Below are 16,303 nucleotides of genomic sequence, written 5' to 3' on the forward strand. Positions count from 1 at the left end.
ATATAAATTATTTCTCGGAATCGACCAGGCCCTTGACGAACCATTTCTGCATCAGCACCACCACCAGCCCGGGCGGAAGCATGGCCAGGATCATGGTGGCCATTACCAGGTTCCACTCGACGGCCGAATCGCCACCGGAAATCAAGGTCTTGATGCCGATGCCGATGGGATACATGCTGGTGTCGGTGGCGATGATGAGCGGCCACAGGTACTGGTTCCAGCCGTAGATGAACATGATCACGAACAGCGCAATGACATTGGTACGCGACAGCGGCCACAGCACATCCTTGAGGAAGCGCAGCGGCCCGGCACCATCAATGCGCGCGGCTTCGGCCAGTTCATCAGGCACCGTCAGGAAGAACTGGCGGAACAGGAAGGTGGCCGTGGCCGAGGCGATCAGCGGAATGCTCAGACCCGCATAGCTGTTGAGCATGCCCAGGTCGGAAACGACCTGGTAGGTCGGCGTGATGCGCACCTCCACCGGCAGCATCAGCGTGACAAAGATCATCCAGAAGAACAGCCCTCGCCCCGGAAAGCGGAAGTACACGATGGCAAAGGCCGAGAGCATGGAAATGGAGATCTTGCCGATGGCGATGATGAGCGCAGTGGCCAGGCTCACCCACAGCATGTGCAGCACCGGTGGTGCGCTCACCTGGCCGGATGCGCCCTTGAAGAGCACCGCGCCGTAGTTGTTCAGAAATTCCCCGCCCGGCACCAGCGACAGCGGCGACAGCGCCGATTGCTCGGCGGTCTGGGTGCTGGCCACGAAGGCGACATACAGCGGGAAGAACACGATGAGTACACCCAGCACCAGCACCACATGGCTGAGGAAATCGAGGATGGGGCGACGTTCGATCATGCGGTCACCTCTTCGATCTGGAGTAAGAAAAGAGCGTTCATGGGAGCGGGCTTCATGCGTATTGCACCTTCTTTTCAACGTACTTGAACTGCACCACGGTCAGCAGGATCACCAGCGCCATGAGCACCACCGATTGCGCCGCCGAGCCGCCCAGGTCGCCGCCTCTGAAGCCGTCGGTGAAGACCTTGTAGACCAGGATCTCGGTATCCTTGCCGGGACCGCCGTGGGTGGTAGCATCGACGATGACGAAGGTATCGAAGAAGGCATAGACCACGTTGACCACGAAGAGGAAGAACGTGGTCGGCGAGATCAGCGGGAAGACGATGGTGAAGAAGCGCTTGACCGGCCCCGCGCCATCGATGGCGGCGGCTTCGATGAGCGACTTGGGAATCGACTGCAGGCCGGCCAGGAAGAACAGGAAGTTGTAGCTGATCTGCTTCCAGATGGCCGCGATGACGATGAGGATCATGGCATGCGTGCCATTGATCATGTAGTCCCAGGGCAGACCCAGCCAGGTCAGCACGTGCGAGAGGATGCCCAGGGAGGGACTGAGCAGGAACATCCACAGCACCCCGACCACCACCGGCGAGACCGCATAGGGCCAGATGAGGAAGGTCTTGTAGACCGAGGCGCCACGGCGCACACGGTCGGCGAAGACCGCCAGCAGCAAGGATAGCGCCAGGCCGAAGAAGGCCACCAGCGCCGAGAAGATGGCCGTGGTACGGAAGGATTCGAGGTAGGTCGGGTCGGCGAAGAGGGTCTTGAAATTGTCGAGCCAGACGAATTCGGAATAGCCGCCGAAGGCATCCTGCAGCAGCATGGACTGATACAGCGCCTGCACCGCAGGCCAGAAGAAGAACAGCAAAGTGATGATGATCTGCGGTGCCACCAGCAGATAGGGCAACCACTTCGAGGTGAAGCGCGCGCGTTTTTCCACGATCGTTCCGGCCAGGGATCGCCTGGCCGCAGAGGTTGATTGAATCGGAACCGGATGTCAGCTTGCTGACATCCCAAAACGGAAGCCGGCGTTGCCCTCCAGGATCGTGGAGGACAGCGCCGGTTCCTGTCCCGTCGTCGCGTTCAGGCCGGACGGGAGCTACTGCGCAAGGAAATTACTGGTTGCCCTTGTTGGCCTTCTCGAAACGGGCCAGCAGTTCGTCGCCGCGCTTGACGGCGGAGTCCAGCGCTTCCTTGGCGGTCTTCTTGCCGGTCCAGACGTTTTCCAGTTCCTCGTCGAAGACGGTGCGGATCTGCGGATAATTGCCCAGGCGCAGGCCACGCGACTTCTCGGTGGTCTTGACGATCATCTGCTTGACGGCCACGTCGGTGCCCGGATTGCGCTCATAGAAACCGGAGCTCTTGGTCAGCTCGTAGGCCGCCTTGGTGACCGGCAGGTAACCGGTATCCTGGTGCCACTTGGCGGCCACTTCCGGCTTGGAGAGGTAGCTGAAGAACTTGGCCACGCCCTTGTATTCATCGGCCTTCTTGCCGTTCATCACCCACAGCGAAGCGCCGCCGATGACGGTGTTCTGCGGGGCGCCCGGCACGTCGCTGTAGTACGGCAGCGGCGCCACGCCGAACTTGAACTTGGCGTTCTTGCGGATATCCGCGTAGGCCGAGGAAGAGCCGGTGATGATGGCGCATTCGCCCGCGTTGAACTTGGCGTTGGCCTCGTCCTTGCGGCCGGCGTAGGTGAAGTAGCCCTGCTTGGCCCAGTTCGACAGGTTCTCGATGTGGCGCACGTGCAGCGGGCTGTTCATCTTCAGGCGCGCATCCAGGCCGCCGAAGCCGTTGTTCTTGGTCGCCAGCTCAACGTTGTGCCAGGTTGAAAACGATTCCAGATGCACCCAGGATTGCCAGGTCGTGGTGTAGACGCACGATGCGCCGCTGGCCTTGATCTTGGCGGCCATGCCGATGAATTCCTGCCAGGTGGCGGGCGGCTTTTCCGGATTCAGGCCTGCCTTGGCGAACATGTCCTTGTTGTAGAACATGATGGTGGTGGAGCTGTTGAAGGGGAAGGACATCATGCCCTTCGGGGTCGAGTAGTAACCGGCCACGGCGGGCACGTAGGCGTTCTGGTCGAACTTCTCGCCGGCCTGGTGCATCACTTCATAGACCGGTTTGACTGCGCCCTTGGCGTAGATCATGGTGGCGGTGCCCACTTCGAACACCTGCAAGATGTCGGGCGCGTTGCCGGCACGATAGGCGGCAATGGCGGCGGCCATCGATTCGTCGTAGGTCCCCTTGTAGACCGGCACGATCTTGTAATCGCTCTGGGTCTTGTTGAAGTCGTCAGCCAGGGCATTGACGCGTTCGCCCAGGGCGCCGGTCATGGAATGCCACCAGGTGATCTCGGTTGCGGCGAAGGCGGAGGATGTGATCGTCGCCAGGACACCGGTCGCGATCAGTGTTTTCATCATGTTCATCAGAGGGAACCTCTCGAAAAAAGGGGGTTTGATGCTAACAACGCTCCATGACAGCCGCGTTACATTAGCCGTACTGCTGGCTTTGGGCAAAGGAAATGCGTGTGGCCATGCAGCACGAAAACCGAAAACGTCTCAGGAAATGGGAATTGGTTTTTATTATTTCTGCTACGGATGCTACAGATGCTACGGATGCTACGGATGCTGCCGCTACGACTGCCTCGCAACGCCGCGCCGCATCGGTCCCGGGACCGGCCCGGCCTGCCGTTGCCACACCAAAAAAAAGCACGACGGTGCGAAAACGTCGTCGCGAATTATAATGCGGTCTTTCGATTTTGCGGACATTCCATGAACAGGCTCAGGCTTTACGCGCTGCTGGTGCGCGCCCACAAACCCATCGGCATCCTGCTCTTGTTGTGGCCCACCCTGATTGCCCTGTGGCTGGCGGCGGGCGGTGTGCCCGACTGGCGCATCCTGGTGATCTACGTGCTGGGCACGGTGCTGATGCGTTCGGCCGGCTGTGCCATCAACGACTACGCCGACCGCGACTTCGACCGCCATGTGAAACGCACCGAACAACGTCCCCTGACCTCCGGCAAGATCAAGTCGTGGGAAGCCCTGATGGTGGCCGGTGTGCTGGCGCTGCTCTCGTTCCTGCTGATCCTGCCGCTCAATGCCTTGACGCTGCAGCTGTCGGTGGCGGCGGTCATCATCGCGGGCAGCTATCCGTATTTCAAGCGCTTCTTCGCCATCCCCCAGGCCTATCTGGGCATTGCCTTCGGCTTTGGCATTCCCATGGGCTTTGCCAGCGTGAGCGGCACGGTACCGCTGGCAGCCTGGGTCCTGCTGGTGGCCAACATCTTCTGGGCGGTGGCCTATGACACCGAGTATGCGATGGTGGACCGCGATGACGACCTCAAGATCGGCATCAAGACCTCGGCCATCACCTTTGGCCGCTACGATGTCGCCGCCGTCATGCTGTGCTACGGGGTGGCGCTGGCACTGATCTGGGTGGTCGGCCTGCAATACGGACTGGGGCTGTGGTTCTCGGCAGGGATGCTGGTGGCCTGCGGCTTTGCTGTGTATCACTACACGCTCATCCGCGAGCGCGACCGCATGCGCTGCTTCGCAGCCTTCAACAACAACAACTGGTTGGGCGCGGCCATCTTCGCCGGTGTCGCGCTGGATTACCTGATGCACTGATGCACTGATGCACTGATGTCCTCACGCACGCCAGGCGGTGACACTGTCTGGCCCAACAACAAAGGAGACGAGATGGAAGCGGAATTCTGGCTGGAACGCTGGCGCGACGGGCGGACACATTTTCACCAGGCGCGGGTGACGCCATTGCTGCAGAAGTACTGGCCGCAGCTGTCCCTGAGCGCGGGCAGCACGGTGCTGGTTCCCCTGTGCGGCAAATCGCTGGACATGCTGTGGCTGGCCGAACAGGGTCACCGTGTACTGGGCGTGGAACTGTCGGAACTGGCCATCACGCAATTCTTCAGCGAGCACCAGCTGACGCCGGTGGTGCATGAAAGCGGGCAAGGCCGGCACTACGTGGCGGGCCAGATCGAACTGATCTGCGGCGACATCTTCGCGCTGGAAGACGCCACGCTGGCCGCCTGTGCCGGCGCCTACGACCGGGCGGCCCTGATCGCCCTGCCGCCGGAGATGCGCGCGCGCTACGTCGCGCAGATCTATGGACGCCTGCCGGCGCAGGCACGCAGCCTGTTGATCACGCTGGAATACGACCAGCAGAAGATGGACGGCCCGCCATTCTCGGTGAGCCAGGAAGAAGTCGCCACCCTGTACGCCCCGCACAGCGCGGTCGAGGCAATTGACCGGCGCGACATCCTGGAGAAGGAACCCAGGTTCCTGGAGCGCGGCCTGCAGGCGCTGGAAACGGTGGTTTATCGCCTGCAACGCCAGCGCTGAGGCCCTTTTCGCTCACACCTCAGCCGTGGTCCGCACCACCGTCACCCGGCTGATGAAGAATTCCCCGTCCACCACCACGCGAAACGGCACCCCGGCCACATTGAAGCCAGGGCCGCCCTCGTCGTCCCAGACCTGGGCTACGGCATCGAAGTCGCGCGGGGTCATCTGCAGCATCTGTGCGCTGATGACGAAGGTGGCGCCGGTCTTCTGCCGGCGCACGATGTCTTCCAGTTTGGCCATGTGGATTCCTGATTCTTTCCTGCGTTGCGGCGCCAAGCGCCGGCGCCGGTCTCAGCGCGCCGGCAGCAGCGCCATCACGTTGACCGGCTTGCCGTTGCGGCGGATTTCAAAATACAGCTTGACCTTGTTGGTGTCGCTGTTGCCCATGGTGGCGATCTGCTGGCCACGCGTGACCATCTGGCCTTCCTTGACCGTGATCGTCGCATTGTGCGCATACACCGACAGCAGCTGCGGTGTGTGCTTGATGATCACCATGTTGCCGTAGCCGCGAATGCCGTGACCGGCATAGGTGACCTTGCCGGCCGCCGCCGCCACCACCGGCTGGCCCTGGCTGCCGACGATGTCGATGCCCTTCTTGTAGCTGTCGGCACTGGGCGCGGACTTGCCCTGGGTGGGCCACATCCAGTCCAGTCGGGCATCGGCCGGGGCCGGTGCATCGTCCTCCTCATGCGACTTTGACGATGGTTTGGCCGCCGGCCTGCCGGTACTCTTGCGCGAGGCGCTGGCGGCGCCAGGCGAGGACGCCGTCGGCCGCGGCGTCTGCCCGGCACCGGTGCGGGCGACCACGCCGACCGGCGGACGCACCAGCAGGCGCTGGCCGACATCCAGATCATCGGGATTGCGCAGGCGGTTCCAGGCCCGCAGGTTGGCCGGACTCTGGTCGAAGTCGCGACCGATGCTGTAGAGCGTGTCACCTCGCCTGACCGTGTAATAGCCATCGCTGTCGGCCGTGGAAGCGCAGCCGGAGAGCAGCAGGGTCGAGACCAGCGGCAAGGCCGCCAGCGCACCGAGGAAGCGGTAAGCCTGTCCCATCAGGCCTTGCCGAATTCGTCGCCCAGCTCCTTGCTGCGGTGGGCGGCGGCTTGCAGGGCATCGACGATGGCCGCCTTCACGCCCGCTTGCTCCAGGCTGGTCAATGCAGCATAGGTGGTACCGCCCTTGGAAGTGACGCGCTCGCGCAGCGTGGCCACCGATTCATCGGAACGGCGCGCCAGTTCGGTAGCGCCGGCAAAGGTGGCCTTGGCCAGTTGCAGGCCGTCTTGCGCGGACAGGCCCAACTGGGCGGCGGCCTGCTCCATCGCTTCGAGGAAATAGAACACGTAGGCCGGACCACTGCCCGACACGGCTGTCACCGCATCGAGCTTTTCTTCGCTGTCGAGCCACAGGGTTTCGCCCACGGCCTTGAGGATGGAATCGGCCTGCGCGCGCTGCAGGGTCGAGACCTGCGCATGCGGCACCACGCCGGAAATGCCACGGCCGATCAGGGCCGGAGTGTTGGGCATGGCGCGCACGATGGCCTGATGACCATCCAGCCAGCGCGACAGGTCCACCATGCGGATACCCGCGGCAATCGAGACGATCAGCTGGGCAGCGATGAAGGGCTTGAGACTGGCCACCACCTCGCGCATCTGCTGCGGCTTGACCGCCAGCACCACCACATCCGCATGGGCGATGCTGCCATCGATGGACTGCGCGGTGCTCACGCCAAACTTGTCCTTGAGCGCCTGCAGCGCATCGGCATTGAGGTCGACCACGTGGATGTCTTCTGCTGCGGCGACCTTGCCGGCCAGTCCGCCGATCAAGGCCGCTGCCATGTTGCCGCCGCCGATAAACGCAATCTTCACTTCTGCTCCTTGTGTCTTGTGTGAGGCTGATGATGATGGGTTGAAAACTTCATACGGGCTGTTTCACCCGTAATGCCGCGCCCCGAAAATGGCGCTGCCGATGCGCACGATGGTGGCCCCTTCGGCCACTGCCGCGGCCAGATCGGCCGACATGCCCATGGACAGAGTATCGAGCGCCAGTCCGCTGGTGCGCAATTGTTCATAGAGCCCCCGAACCGCAGCAAAGGCGGCGCGCTGTTGCTTCATATCGTCGCTGGGGGCCGGTATCGCCATCAGCCCGCGCAGACGCAAGCGAGGCAGTTGCGCCACCTGGGCCGCGACCTCGGGCAACTCCTGCGGACTCAGGCCGCTCTTGCTCTGTTCGGCACTGATGTTGACCTGCAGACAAATATCCAGCGGTGCCAGTTCCGCCGGTCGCTGCTCGGACAGGCGCTGCGCGATCTTGAGCCGGTCCACCGAATGCACCCAATCGAAGTGCTCGGCGATGGGCCGGGTCTTGTTGCTCTGAATGGGACCGATGAAATGCCAGGCCAGCGGCGTATCCGGTACCAGAGTCGGCAGCGCGGCGATCTTGTCGAGCGCTTCCTGCAGATAATTCTCACCGAAGGCACGCTGGCCGGCCGCGACGGCTTCGGCCACCGCCTCCGGACCAAAGGTCTTGGAGACCGCCAGCAGCTGGACCGAGGAGGGTGAGCGCCCGGCCTGGCTGGCCGCCTGGGCGATCTGTTGTTGCACGTGTTGCAAGTGTTGAGCGATTGACGACATAATCCGGGAGCCGGAAGGGGCGAGCCTGCAGGGAGATAACGATATTGTTGGTCCAACCTTGCCGGGATTATAAATGGACATTGCCACCCTACTGGCATTTGCCGTCAGGAATCAAGCTTCCGATCTGCATCTTTGTGCCGGGCTGGCCCCTCTGCTGCGGGTCCATGGGGCGATTCGGCGCATCAATCTGCAGCCGCTGGACGGCCCGCAACTGACGCAGGCCCTGCTGGCGGTGATGCCGGCGTCGCTGCAAGCGCAGTATCGCGCCGGTGCCGATTGCGATTTCGCGCTGACGCTGGCCGGACTGGGCCGCTTTCGCGTTCACGCCTTCCGGCAGCAACGCGGTCCGGCGGCGGCCATTCGTCCGCTGGGCCAACAGCCGCCCGCACTGGCCGAGCTGGATGCACCGGCCTGCTGCGCCGACCTGGCCGGGCGTGCGCACGGCCTGGTGCTGGTGAGCGGATCGACCGGATCGGGCAAGAGCAGCACCCTGGCAGCCATGGTCCGGCTCATCAATGAGACGCGCCCGGTCCATATCCTCACTCTCGAAGATCCCATCGAATTCCTGCATGCGCCGTGCCGCGCGCTGGTGACCCAGCGCGAAATCGGTACCCATGTCCCCAGCTTTGCGCAGGCCCTGCGCGCGGCCTTGCGCGAGGATCCGGATGTCCTGCTGGTGGGCGAACTGCGTGATACGCCCACCATCCGCCTGGCGCTGAGTGCGGCCGAAACCGGTCATCTGGTCCTGGCCACGCTGCATGCCGCCTCCGCCGCCCGCGCGGTCGACCGTATCATCGATGCTTTCCCCGAAGGTGAAAAGGACACCGCTCGCGGCCTGCTGGCCGAGGCATTGCAGGCAGTGATCGCCCAGATCCTGCTGCCGGACATCACCGGCGCTGCGCGGGTGGCGGCCCATGAGGTGCTGGTGGCCACGGCGGCGGTGCGCAATCTGATCCGCGAAGGACGCAGCGCGCAACTGCTCTCGGCCATGCAGGCCGGTGCCGCGCAGGGCATGCAGACGCTGCAGGCCAGCCTGGCCCTGCTGCTGCAACAGGGCCGCATCAGCGCGGCAACGGCGCGGGAACAGGGCCTGTCGGCCTGAGCCCGCCCGGACGCTCACAAGCAGGCGCGGGCGCTGCGGTTTAGAATGGCGGCCACAACGATGCTAGCCCCGAGGAACAGTCCATGACCACTCTCTACGATTTCCAGCCCAAGCTGGCCGACCAGACGCCCTTTTCCCTGGAACAGCTGCGCGGCAAGGTGCTGCTCATCGTCAATACCGCCAGCAAATGCGGCTTCACCCCGCAATACAACGGCCTGGAAGCCATCCACCGTCAGTTCCACCCACGCGGACTGGAAGTGATGGCCTTCCCCTGCAACCAGTTCGGCGCGCAGGAGCCCGGCAATGCCGAGGAAATCGGCGCCTTCTGCGAAAAGAATTACGGTGTGAGCTTTCCCCTGTTTGCCAAGATCGATGTCAATGGCGAACAGGCCGATCCGCTGTACCAGTACCTGAAGAAGGAAGCCCCGGGTCTCTTGGGCAGCAAGGCCATCAAGTGGAATTTCACCAAGTTCCTGGTACGCCGCGATGGCAGCGTCTTCAAGCGCTACGCGCCGCAGACCCGTCCCGAGGAAATGATTTCCGATATCGAAACACTGTTGGCCGAATAAGTCCGTCCGCCTTTCAGGGCAGCGCGCGGATGATCTGGTAGGCCGCGTCGTGCACCGGCACGAAATGCGTGGCGCGCAGGCTGTCCAGGGTCAGCTTCACGCGCAGCGCGTTCTTGTCCAGGAACACCTCGCGGATCTTCTTGCGGATATCGGCGCACAGCTGGCCGCGATAGACGAAGGGATCGAAGGGAATCGCCCCCGAGCGCCACAGCACGCGCACATCGCTTTTTCTGAGCTGGCCGTCGCTGATCATGCGCGAGAGATTGGTGCTGGCCACAAAGGCCGCATCGGCATTGTGGTTCAACACGGCCATGACGGACCGCTCATGATTGCCGGAATAGCCGATGCGCGAGAAATAGCGTTCGAACTGCAGCTTGTACTGGCGCGCAAACAGATGGCGCGGGATCAGCGCGCCCGAGGTACTGTCCGGATCGGCCAGCGCCAGTACCCGGCCCTTGAGCGAGGCCACGCTGTCATAGGGCCCCTGCTGGCGCGTGATGAGCAGCGAGTAATACACCGATGACACCCCGCCCTGCGCAGCGAAATTGGGCTCCACCTGCTCCATCGAGGCAAAGGGCGTGATCTGCGGATCGCCCTTGTGTGCCGTCACGTAGGAGGCCGGCCCCAGCCGCGCGACATCGACGGCACCGGCGATGAGTCCCTCGATGACACCGCCGTAGGAAGTGGGGATGATCACGTCCACCGGCATCTTCAGGCGTTCGCGCAATTCGTCCACCAGCGGACTGAGCGCCGTCTGCTGGTCGAGATCGCGGCCCTGCGGCACGAAGGAGAAGCGCAGCCGCTGCGGCCGTTCGCAGGCCGCGCGAGCGCCGGCCAGGACCGGTGCCGCGGGCAGCAGCATGCAGGCCGCACCTGCGGCCAGCACCAGGGTGGCGAAGTGGGTCTTCATGCGATATCGAACCTGCCTTTCTGCAAGAGCGGCACCAGTTGCGCGGCCGCGACCGGACGCTGCAGATAGAAGCCCTGCACTTCGTCGCAGCCCATCAGTTTGAGGTGCATCAGTTGCTCGCGCGTCTCCACGCCCTCGGCCACCACCTTCAGTCCGAGATTGCGCGCCAGCGAGACGGTGGAAGCGACGATCATGCCGTCGCTGTTGTCGTTGCGGATGTCACGCACGAAGGAGCGATCGATCTTCAGCGCCACCACCGGCAGCGCCTTGATATGACTGAGACTGGAATAGCCCGTGCCATAGTCATCCAGATAGATGCGCAAGCCTTCGTCGCGCAGCTTTTCCAGGGTCTGGCGCGCCTGCTCCAGGTCGGCAATGAAACAGCTTTCAGTGACCTCGATCTCCAGCCACTGCGCACTGAGCTGGTGGCGCTGCAAGGCTTCGCGCACGGTCGCAATGAGGCGTTCGTCATTGAGCTGCTTGGCCGACACGTTGATGGCCACCGGCACCAGGGGCAGGCCATCGGCGCGCCATTGCGCCAGCTGGCGGCATACGGCTTCGATGATCCAGTGGCCCAGCGGTTGCACCAGGTCATGGGTCTCGGCCAGGCCGATGAATTCGCCCGGATAAATCAGACCGTGCTCGGGATGCTGCCAGCGGATCAGGGCTTCCATGCCGACCACGCGATAGTCCTGCAACTCGACCTTGGGTTGATAGTGCAGGCAGAATTCGTTTTCCTTGAGCGCCTGGCGAAAGCGCCCCAGCAACTCCAGCCCGCGCACCGCAATCGCATTGAGCGAGGCATCGTAGAAGCGGTACAGGCCGCTGCCGGCGTTCTTGGCGCTGTACATGGCCGAATCGGCGTTGGTCATCAGGGTGGCGATGTTCTGGCCATCGCGAGGGTAGAGGGCGATACCGATGCTGGGCGTGGTTTCCACATCGCAGCCCAGCAGATCGGGATAGGGAGCGCGCAGGGTTTCAACCAGCTTGTCGGCGATCTCGGCGACGACTTCCTCGCTGCGGATTTCCGAGACCAGCACCACGAATTCATCCCCGCCCAGACGCGCCACCAGGTCGTACTCGCGCACGGCCGCGCGCAGCCGACGCGCCACTTCCTGCAGCAGCGCATCGCCCACGGCATGACCGAGGGTATCGTTGATGAGCTTGAACTTGTCCAGGTCGAGAAAGAACAGCGCATACAGGTTGCGGCTGCGACGCGCCCGCGAAAGTTCGGTGGCGGCCAGTTCGTAGAACAGCATGCGATTGGGAATGCCGGTCAGGTAGTCATGCGAGGCCAACTGGTAGGCGCGACTCTTTTCCTCTTCAAGCTGCTGGATCAGGCCGCTCTTCTCCCGTTCGGAATAGCGCAGTTGCTCGTAGAGGAAGCGGCGCCGGTGGGCCATGCCGATCAGACCGCCCGAGAGGACCAGCACCAGCATGGAAATCAGGATGGCCTGCAAGACATACTGCCGGTGCGCCGGCCACAGCTTGTCCAGCAGCACCTGCTGGTCGCGGCTGACCACCACCGCCAGAGGATAATGCGCCAGCCGCCGCTGCACGCCGACATGCTGGGCGACATCGCCCGGACGTAGTGCATGGATGAGTCCGTCACCCTTGCCGGTCAGCAGGAAGGTGGCGTATTCCTGGCCGGCGTAATCGGAGCCGCCCGAGAGGATGCCTCCGGCCAGCTCGGCCAGCTGCAGCCCGGCGGTGTTGATGATCTCGATGCGGCTGGAGCCGTCCACGCTGACTTCTTCGTAGGTCTTGAGGAAATAACCGAGATCGAGAATGGCCGCGAAGAAGCCCTGTAGCCTGCCCTTGCCGTCCTGCAAGGGGATGAGCAGCGGCACGCGCCAGCTGTAGCCATCGCGGTTCAGGGGCGGCGTGATGATCATCTGACCGTGTTCGCCGGTGCTGGTGAGCGTGCTCATGAATCCGGCATTGATGAGACGACTCAGTTCTGGCTCGCTCTTCTGTCGTGCCGAGGAATAGACCAGCCGTCCGCGCGCATCGAACATGGCCACGCGCAGATAGGCCGAATCGCCATTGAAGAGGGGATTGAAATAGGCCGACGAGGATTGCTCGCCATTGAGCATGGACTGCCCGATGCGCGAATACAGCAGGGTCTTGCCCAGTACCTCATCCAGATTGGCCGAGACGATGGCAGCCACGTTGCGGCTGTCGGCGATGGACGCGGCGATGGCCAGCTGCTTTTCGTTCTCGATGCGGATGAGGGTGAAGTACCACAGCAGCGACAGCGCCCCGGCAGCGAGCAGCACCATTCCCGCCGACACGCCCCTGCCCGCGAGCAGTCTGGTCAGCAGCCCTTGCGGCTCGAACGATAACGGCTTACGCAATCCCCACTCGCTTGATTGTGGCGCCTTGAGTGACGCCTTCGCTTGTCCCTTTATGATCCGGCGAGGGTAACGGGCATTTATTTCAAGTGAATGACAAGCGCGCGAGCATTAAGAGAAATTTAATGCTGGCCAGCGCGCCGCGGGGAGCGCACTGATCTGGGCCCAGGAAGGAGGCGAATGATTTATAGAACCCATTTCAGGCGACCGCATAGGCCGCGTGTGCAGGCACGGCCTGATCCCTGACATGCGGGATATCCAGCTGCCGCAACTTGCGATACAGCGAGGCGCGGCACATGCCCAACTGGCGTGAGGCTGCGGAGATGTTCCAGCGGCTGCCGTTGAGGGCTTCGATGACGCGGGTACGCTCATCGCGTCTGACATCGGCAGCACCGCCCTGCCCCGGCGCCTCCAGTGCCATGCGCGAGGCCGGACGATGCAGGGGCAGCACCTGCGCCAGGCCGGCGGGCTGGAACTGCATCAACTCCTCCGGCAGGTCGCGCAGGGTGATGCGTCCCTCGTTCATGACGGCGCAGCTGTAACGGATCACGGCATGCAGCTGGCGCAGATTGCCCGGCCACGGATAGGCCAGCAGACGCTGCAGGACGGCGGGCTCGATCATGCTGTCCTGGACCGGATGGCCCAGCTCGTCGGCCATCATCTGCATCACCAGCGCGCGCCGGTCGCTGCGTTCGCGCAAGGCGGGCAGGCGCAATACGCCACCGGCAACGCGGTAATACAGGTCTTCCCGGAAGCGGCCATCGGCGATCAGGGTTTTCAAGTCCTGGTGCGTGGCGCAGATCAGTTGTACGTCCACCGGCACCGGGCGTTGTGCGCCCAGGGGCATCACTTCGCGTTCGGAGAGCACGCGTAGCAGGCGCGTTTGCAGCGCAAAGGGCATGTCGCCGATTTCATCGAGGAAGAGCGTGCCGCCATCGGCCTGTTGCACCTTGCCCTTCATCCCGCCGGGCAGCGCACCGGAGAAGGCGCCCTTGCAATAGCCGAACAGTTCGCTTTCGGCCAGGCTCTCGGGGATGGAGGCGCAATTGACGGCGATCCAGTTGGCGCGACGGCGTGCGCTGTAGTCATGCAGGGCACGGGAGAGATATTCCTTGCCGGTCCCGGTCTCGCCCAGAATGAGCACGGGGATGCCGCGATCGATGAGGCGCTTGCCGCGTTCGACCAGATCGCCCATCAGGTCGTCGCCAGCGGCGAGCTGATCGATGTCGCGATAACGCGGCGCATGAGGCGCGCAAGTCGAATGGGCTGTGCCAGCCGGGATGGAGCAAACGTCACGATCAGGCAAGGGCTGCGCTACCGGGGTGGTCGGCATGATGGTCTCCTGTCTTGGACTGCTTTTTTATCGAGCCGGCATCCGCAGAACCGGTTCTTTATGCGCGGGAACCTGCCTGGGGCGGTCCCGGAAACGTGTCGCAATGGCACGTCTGCGGCAAAGAATAGCCAGTCCGACTCATGACTTCCAATACAATGTACAGACAGAATCAATACCTTGAAGGTATCAAATGATCGAATTGAGACATCTCACCTATTTCCGCACCGTAGCAGAAACCCTGCATTTCGGCCGCGCGGCGGAACTGCTGCACATCTCGCAACCGCCGCTGACACGGCAGATTGCGGCACTGGAGAAGGAGTTGGGAGCGCAATTGTTCGACCGCAGCAAACGCGCCATCCAGCTGACGGCGGCGGGCAAATATTTTTATCGCGACACCACAGAAATTTTCAAGGCCCTGGAACGGGCCAAGCGCAACGTGGCCTCTTCCAGCACGGGTATGAGCGGGGCGCTGAAGGTGGGGTTCATGATGTCCTCGGCCTACAACATCCTGCCAGCGGTGACGCGCCATTATTCGGCGGCCTATCCGGAGGTGGACATGCGCCTGAGCGAATACGTGCCCAACCTGCTGGCCACTGACATTGAGGATGAGAAAATCGATGTGGGCATCATGTATCGCCCCGAGGATTGCCGCCGGCTCGACAGCCACACCATCTACGCCGAACCCTTGCTGGCGGTGCTGCCGCGTGGGCATCGCCTGGCGCACAAGCCTGAGATCTCGGCCGCCGAGCTGGCCGAGGATGCCTTCATCAGCATTCCGCGCCCGATTGCGCCGGTGGTGTATGACCTGATCCGGCAGCATTGCCAGCTGCATGGCTTCCGTCCGCGCATCGTGCTGGAGACCAACCTGCAGCAGACCATCGTCAACCTGGTCGGCGAAGGGCTGGGGGTGGCGCTGGTACCGACCTCGATGCAGGCCATGCACCTGGACACCACGGTCTTCAAGCCGCTCATCGGTGCGCCGACGGTGGAGGTGGCGGTGATCTGGAACCGCGAGAATACCAATCCCTGCATACGGACCTTTGCACAGACGGCGGTGGAGGTGTGGCAGGCAATGCAGTCGGTCAATCAGGGTGCGGGCGCGTAAGACGATGGATCAGGGCCTGCCCACGGGGGGCGTATCTGCAGCCCACAGCAAGGCATTCAAGGTGGCGTCCTGCTCGCCGCGCCAGTGTTCCATTGCGCTTTTTGCGCCGTCGGGATATTCCTTGCGATTGATCGCGTGCGTGGTCTCGGCCCAGCCTATGGGGGTGTTGTCGCGCGGTTCGTCGTAGGGATCGTCGGATTCGATACCGCTGACTCTGCTGACATAGTCTGGCCAGACGGGATCGCGGCAAGTCCAAAGGGCCATCAAGCGATGACTAGTCAAGAGCAAGATGAAAGGCATCATGCTAATGCGATAGGCCGCACTGGCGCGCATCCCCAAGTCATACATGCAGAACAGGAAACTCTCCAGCATGTTCTCCTTTTCTTTGAAGAAAAGCAGCGGTTTGGGCAACTCTTCCGGACCGTGATTCATGTACCAGCACCAGTAGTTCCACTGCGACAGCAGGCCATCGAGGCATTCTTGCCCTTCCCACTTCCGTCCGATCGCAAAGGCACGAATCACGTTACCTTCTTTATCCACTTCGTAATGACGGATGTGATAGGTATTCCTGTGGTTGGAATATCCGCGGTGAATGCAGAATATGGCGTTTTCATCCCAAGGGACTTCCCATGTGATATCGCCTTGACCAGGCTTGGCGAAGAACCGGCGACGCCGAATGGCGTAGAGTTTTTTCTCTTTACGATTGAAACGGATGGGACGGCGCTTAAGTGAAAAAAATTCGTCTCTTCCGTGCCGGAAAGCGAAGTAGCCGAACAGAAACGTAATGACCAGGCAATACAGGTCACCCAGAATTCCACCGGCATCCGGATACAGCACTCTCGTCAGGTAGTAGCTCCACATTCCCCCGGCCACCCCTAAACAAGAGACCAGGACGCCTCCGGCCAGCCACTGTCTTTCTCTGTATGGCTGGTCTGTTACATCCATAAAAGTCGAATTGATCCGGAAGACGGTACTTGTATCTTGGCACTCCGGACCAACAGGGTTGTAGATGGGTAAGCGATGCTTCAGATCCCATTCGGGAATGGGGCGACCAGCTTTAAACTGAAAGATGCGCTCATCCAT

16 protein-coding genes are annotated in these 16,303 nt (G+C 62.4%); 5 read left to right on the forward strand and 11 right to left on the reverse strand.

What is annotated here, in order from left to right; translation table 11 throughout:
* Positions 1-7 precede the first annotated feature (7 nt).
* From ugpE to ugpB, 3 genes are all read right to left on the reverse strand, one after another.
* Positions 8-859, reverse strand: a complete 852-nt coding sequence (ugpE, locus tag HWE01_RS01870) for a sn-glycerol-3-phosphate ABC transporter permease UgpE (protein ID WP_008331809.1) — start codon at positions 857-859, stop codon at positions 8-10.
* 52 nt (positions 860-911) lie between these two features.
* Entirely contained in the window at positions 912-1,796 is an 885-nt protein-coding gene (ugpA, locus tag HWE01_RS01875; protein WP_008331810.1) for a sn-glycerol-3-phosphate ABC transporter permease UgpA, read from the reverse strand.
* Positions 1,797-1,971: 175 nt separating this feature from the next.
* A complete protein-coding gene (gene ugpB / locus HWE01_RS01880; RefSeq protein ID WP_008331811.1) occupies positions 1,972-3,285 on the reverse strand; it encodes a sn-glycerol-3-phosphate ABC transporter substrate-binding protein UgpB in 1,314 nt (437 codons plus the stop codon).
* Positions 3,286-3,630: 345 nt separating this feature from the next.
* On the opposite strand from ugpB, the gene ubiA reads away from it, so the two are divergent.
* Positions 3,631-4,485, forward strand: coding sequence for a 4-hydroxybenzoate octaprenyltransferase (gene ubiA, locus HWE01_RS01885; RefSeq protein WP_241820957.1), 855 nt, complete (start codon positions 3,631-3,633; stop codon positions 4,483-4,485).
* A 72-nt stretch (positions 4,486-4,557) separates the two neighbouring features.
* Positions 4,558-5,217 carry a thiopurine S-methyltransferase gene (locus HWE01_RS01890; protein WP_241820958.1) on the forward strand — a complete coding sequence of 220 codons (660 nt, stop codon included), beginning with the start codon at positions 4,558-4,560 and terminating at the stop codon, positions 5,215-5,217.
* Positions 5,218-5,229: 12 nt separating this feature from the next.
* Here HWE01_RS01890 and HWE01_RS01895 read toward each other — a convergent pair whose 3' ends face one another.
* The 4 genes from HWE01_RS01895 to HWE01_RS01910 form a co-directional block, all read right to left on the reverse strand.
* On the reverse strand, positions 5,230-5,457 hold the full coding sequence (locus tag HWE01_RS01895) for a hypothetical protein (protein ID WP_008331814.1): 228 nt from the start codon (positions 5,455-5,457) through the stop codon (positions 5,230-5,232).
* A gap of 51 nt (positions 5,458-5,508) precedes the next feature.
* Positions 5,509-6,270, reverse strand: a complete 762-nt coding sequence (locus HWE01_RS01900) for a peptidoglycan DD-metalloendopeptidase family protein (RefSeq protein WP_008331815.1) — start codon at positions 6,268-6,270, stop codon at positions 5,509-5,511.
* Complete coding sequence (gene proC, locus HWE01_RS01905) at positions 6,270-7,082, reverse strand: pyrroline-5-carboxylate reductase (RefSeq protein WP_008331817.1); 813 nt, start codon at positions 7,080-7,082, stop codon at positions 6,270-6,272. Before proC ends, HWE01_RS01900 begins: the two co-directional genes overlap by 1 nt.
* Before the next feature lie 63 nt (positions 7,083-7,145).
* Complete coding sequence (locus HWE01_RS01910) at positions 7,146-7,847, reverse strand: YggS family pyridoxal phosphate-dependent enzyme (protein WP_008331819.1); 702 nt, start codon at positions 7,845-7,847, stop codon at positions 7,146-7,148.
* A gap of 73 nt (positions 7,848-7,920) precedes the next feature.
* On the opposite strand from HWE01_RS01910, the gene HWE01_RS01915 reads away from it, so the two are divergent.
* A complete protein-coding gene (locus HWE01_RS01915; protein ID WP_241820959.1) occupies positions 7,921-8,949 on the forward strand; it encodes a type IV pilus twitching motility protein PilT in 1,029 nt (342 codons plus the stop codon).
* A gap of 83 nt (positions 8,950-9,032) precedes the next feature.
* Positions 9,033-9,518: a glutathione peroxidase gene (locus HWE01_RS01920; protein WP_008331823.1), complete on the forward strand. Its 486-nt coding sequence runs from the start codon at positions 9,033-9,035 to the stop codon at positions 9,516-9,518.
* 13 nt (positions 9,519-9,531) lie between these two features.
* On the opposite strand, the gene HWE01_RS01925 is transcribed toward HWE01_RS01920, so the two are convergent.
* The 3 genes from HWE01_RS01925 to HWE01_RS01935 all read right to left on the reverse strand — a co-directional run bounded on the left by HWE01_RS01925 (position 9,532) and on the right by HWE01_RS01935 (position 14,115).
* Positions 9,532-10,380, reverse strand: a complete 849-nt coding sequence (locus HWE01_RS01925; RefSeq protein WP_502798411.1) for a phosphate/phosphite/phosphonate ABC transporter substrate-binding protein — start codon at positions 10,378-10,380, stop codon at positions 9,532-9,534.
* Positions 10,381-10,424: 44 nt separating this feature from the next.
* Positions 10,425-12,710 carry a bifunctional diguanylate cyclase/phosphodiesterase gene (locus tag HWE01_RS01930; RefSeq protein ID WP_241820999.1) on the reverse strand — a complete coding sequence of 762 codons (2,286 nt, stop codon included), beginning with the start codon at positions 12,708-12,710 and terminating at the stop codon, positions 10,425-10,427.
* Between the two features lie 271 nt (positions 12,711-12,981).
* Complete coding sequence (locus HWE01_RS01935; protein ID WP_241820960.1) at positions 12,982-14,115, reverse strand: sigma-54-dependent Fis family transcriptional regulator; 1,134 nt, start codon at positions 14,113-14,115, stop codon at positions 12,982-12,984.
* Positions 14,116-14,305: 190 nt separating this feature from the next.
* On the opposite strand from HWE01_RS01935, the gene HWE01_RS01940 reads away from it, so the two are divergent.
* Positions 14,306-15,220, forward strand: a complete 915-nt coding sequence (locus tag HWE01_RS01940) for a LysR family transcriptional regulator (protein WP_175345144.1) — start codon at positions 14,306-14,308, stop codon at positions 15,218-15,220.
* A 9-nt stretch (positions 15,221-15,229) separates the two neighbouring features.
* Here HWE01_RS01940 and HWE01_RS01945 read toward each other — a convergent pair whose 3' ends face one another.
* Entirely contained in the window at positions 15,230-16,303 is a 1,074-nt protein-coding gene (locus HWE01_RS01945; protein ID WP_241820961.1) for a DUF6708 domain-containing protein, read from the reverse strand.

The organism is Herbaspirillum sp. C7C8, from assembly GCF_022627875.1.
Lineage (GTDB): Bacteria > Pseudomonadota > Gammaproteobacteria > Burkholderiales > Burkholderiaceae_D > Herbaspirillum.

What these genes read in the sequence shown, in the direction of transcription:
- ugpE (WP_008331809.1), bottom strand. Translation starts at nt 859, where the DNA reads ATGATCGAACGTCGCCCCATCCTCGATTTCCTCAGCCATGTGGTGCTG.
- ugpB (WP_008331811.1), bottom strand. Translation starts at nt 3,285, where the DNA reads ATGAACATGATGAAAACACTGATCGCGACCGGTGTCCTGGCGACGATC.
- ubiA (WP_241820957.1), top strand. Translation starts at nt 3,631, where the DNA reads ATGAACAGGCTCAGGCTTTACGCGCTGCTGGTGCGCGCCCACAAACCC.
- HWE01_RS01890 (WP_241820958.1), top strand. Translation starts at nt 4,558, where the DNA reads ATGGAAGCGGAATTCTGGCTGGAACGCTGGCGCGACGGGCGGACACAT.
- HWE01_RS01895 (WP_008331814.1), bottom strand. Translation starts at nt 5,457, where the DNA reads ATGGCCAAACTGGAAGACATCGTGCGCCGGCAGAAGACCGGCGCCACC.
- HWE01_RS01900 (WP_008331815.1), bottom strand. Translation starts at nt 6,270, where the DNA reads ATGGGACAGGCTTACCGCTTCCTCGGTGCGCTGGCGGCCTTGCCGCTG.
- HWE01_RS01910 (WP_008331819.1), bottom strand. Translation starts at nt 7,847, where the DNA reads ATGTCGTCAATCGCTCAACACTTGCAACACGTGCAACAACAGATCGCC.
- HWE01_RS01915 (WP_241820959.1), top strand. Translation starts at nt 7,921, where the DNA reads ATGGACATTGCCACCCTACTGGCATTTGCCGTCAGGAATCAAGCTTCC.
- HWE01_RS01920 (WP_008331823.1), top strand. Translation starts at nt 9,033, where the DNA reads ATGACCACTCTCTACGATTTCCAGCCCAAGCTGGCCGACCAGACGCCC.
- HWE01_RS01925 (WP_502798411.1), bottom strand. Translation starts at nt 10,380, where the DNA reads ATGCTGCTGCCCGCGGCACCGGTCCTGGCCGGCGCTCGCGCGGCCTGC.
- HWE01_RS01930 (WP_241820999.1), bottom strand. Translation starts at nt 12,710, where the DNA reads ATGGTGCTGCTCGCTGCCGGGGCGCTGTCGCTGCTGTGGTACTTCACC.
- HWE01_RS01935 (WP_241820960.1), bottom strand. Translation starts at nt 14,115, where the DNA reads ATGCCGACCACCCCGGTAGCGCAGCCCTTGCCTGATCGTGACGTTTGC.
- HWE01_RS01940 (WP_175345144.1), top strand. Translation starts at nt 14,306, where the DNA reads ATGATCGAATTGAGACATCTCACCTATTTCCGCACCGTAGCAGAAACC.
- HWE01_RS01945 (WP_241820961.1), bottom strand. Translation starts at nt 16,303, where the DNA reads ATGGATGAGCGCATCTTTCAGTTTAAAGCTGGTCGCCCCATTCCCGAA.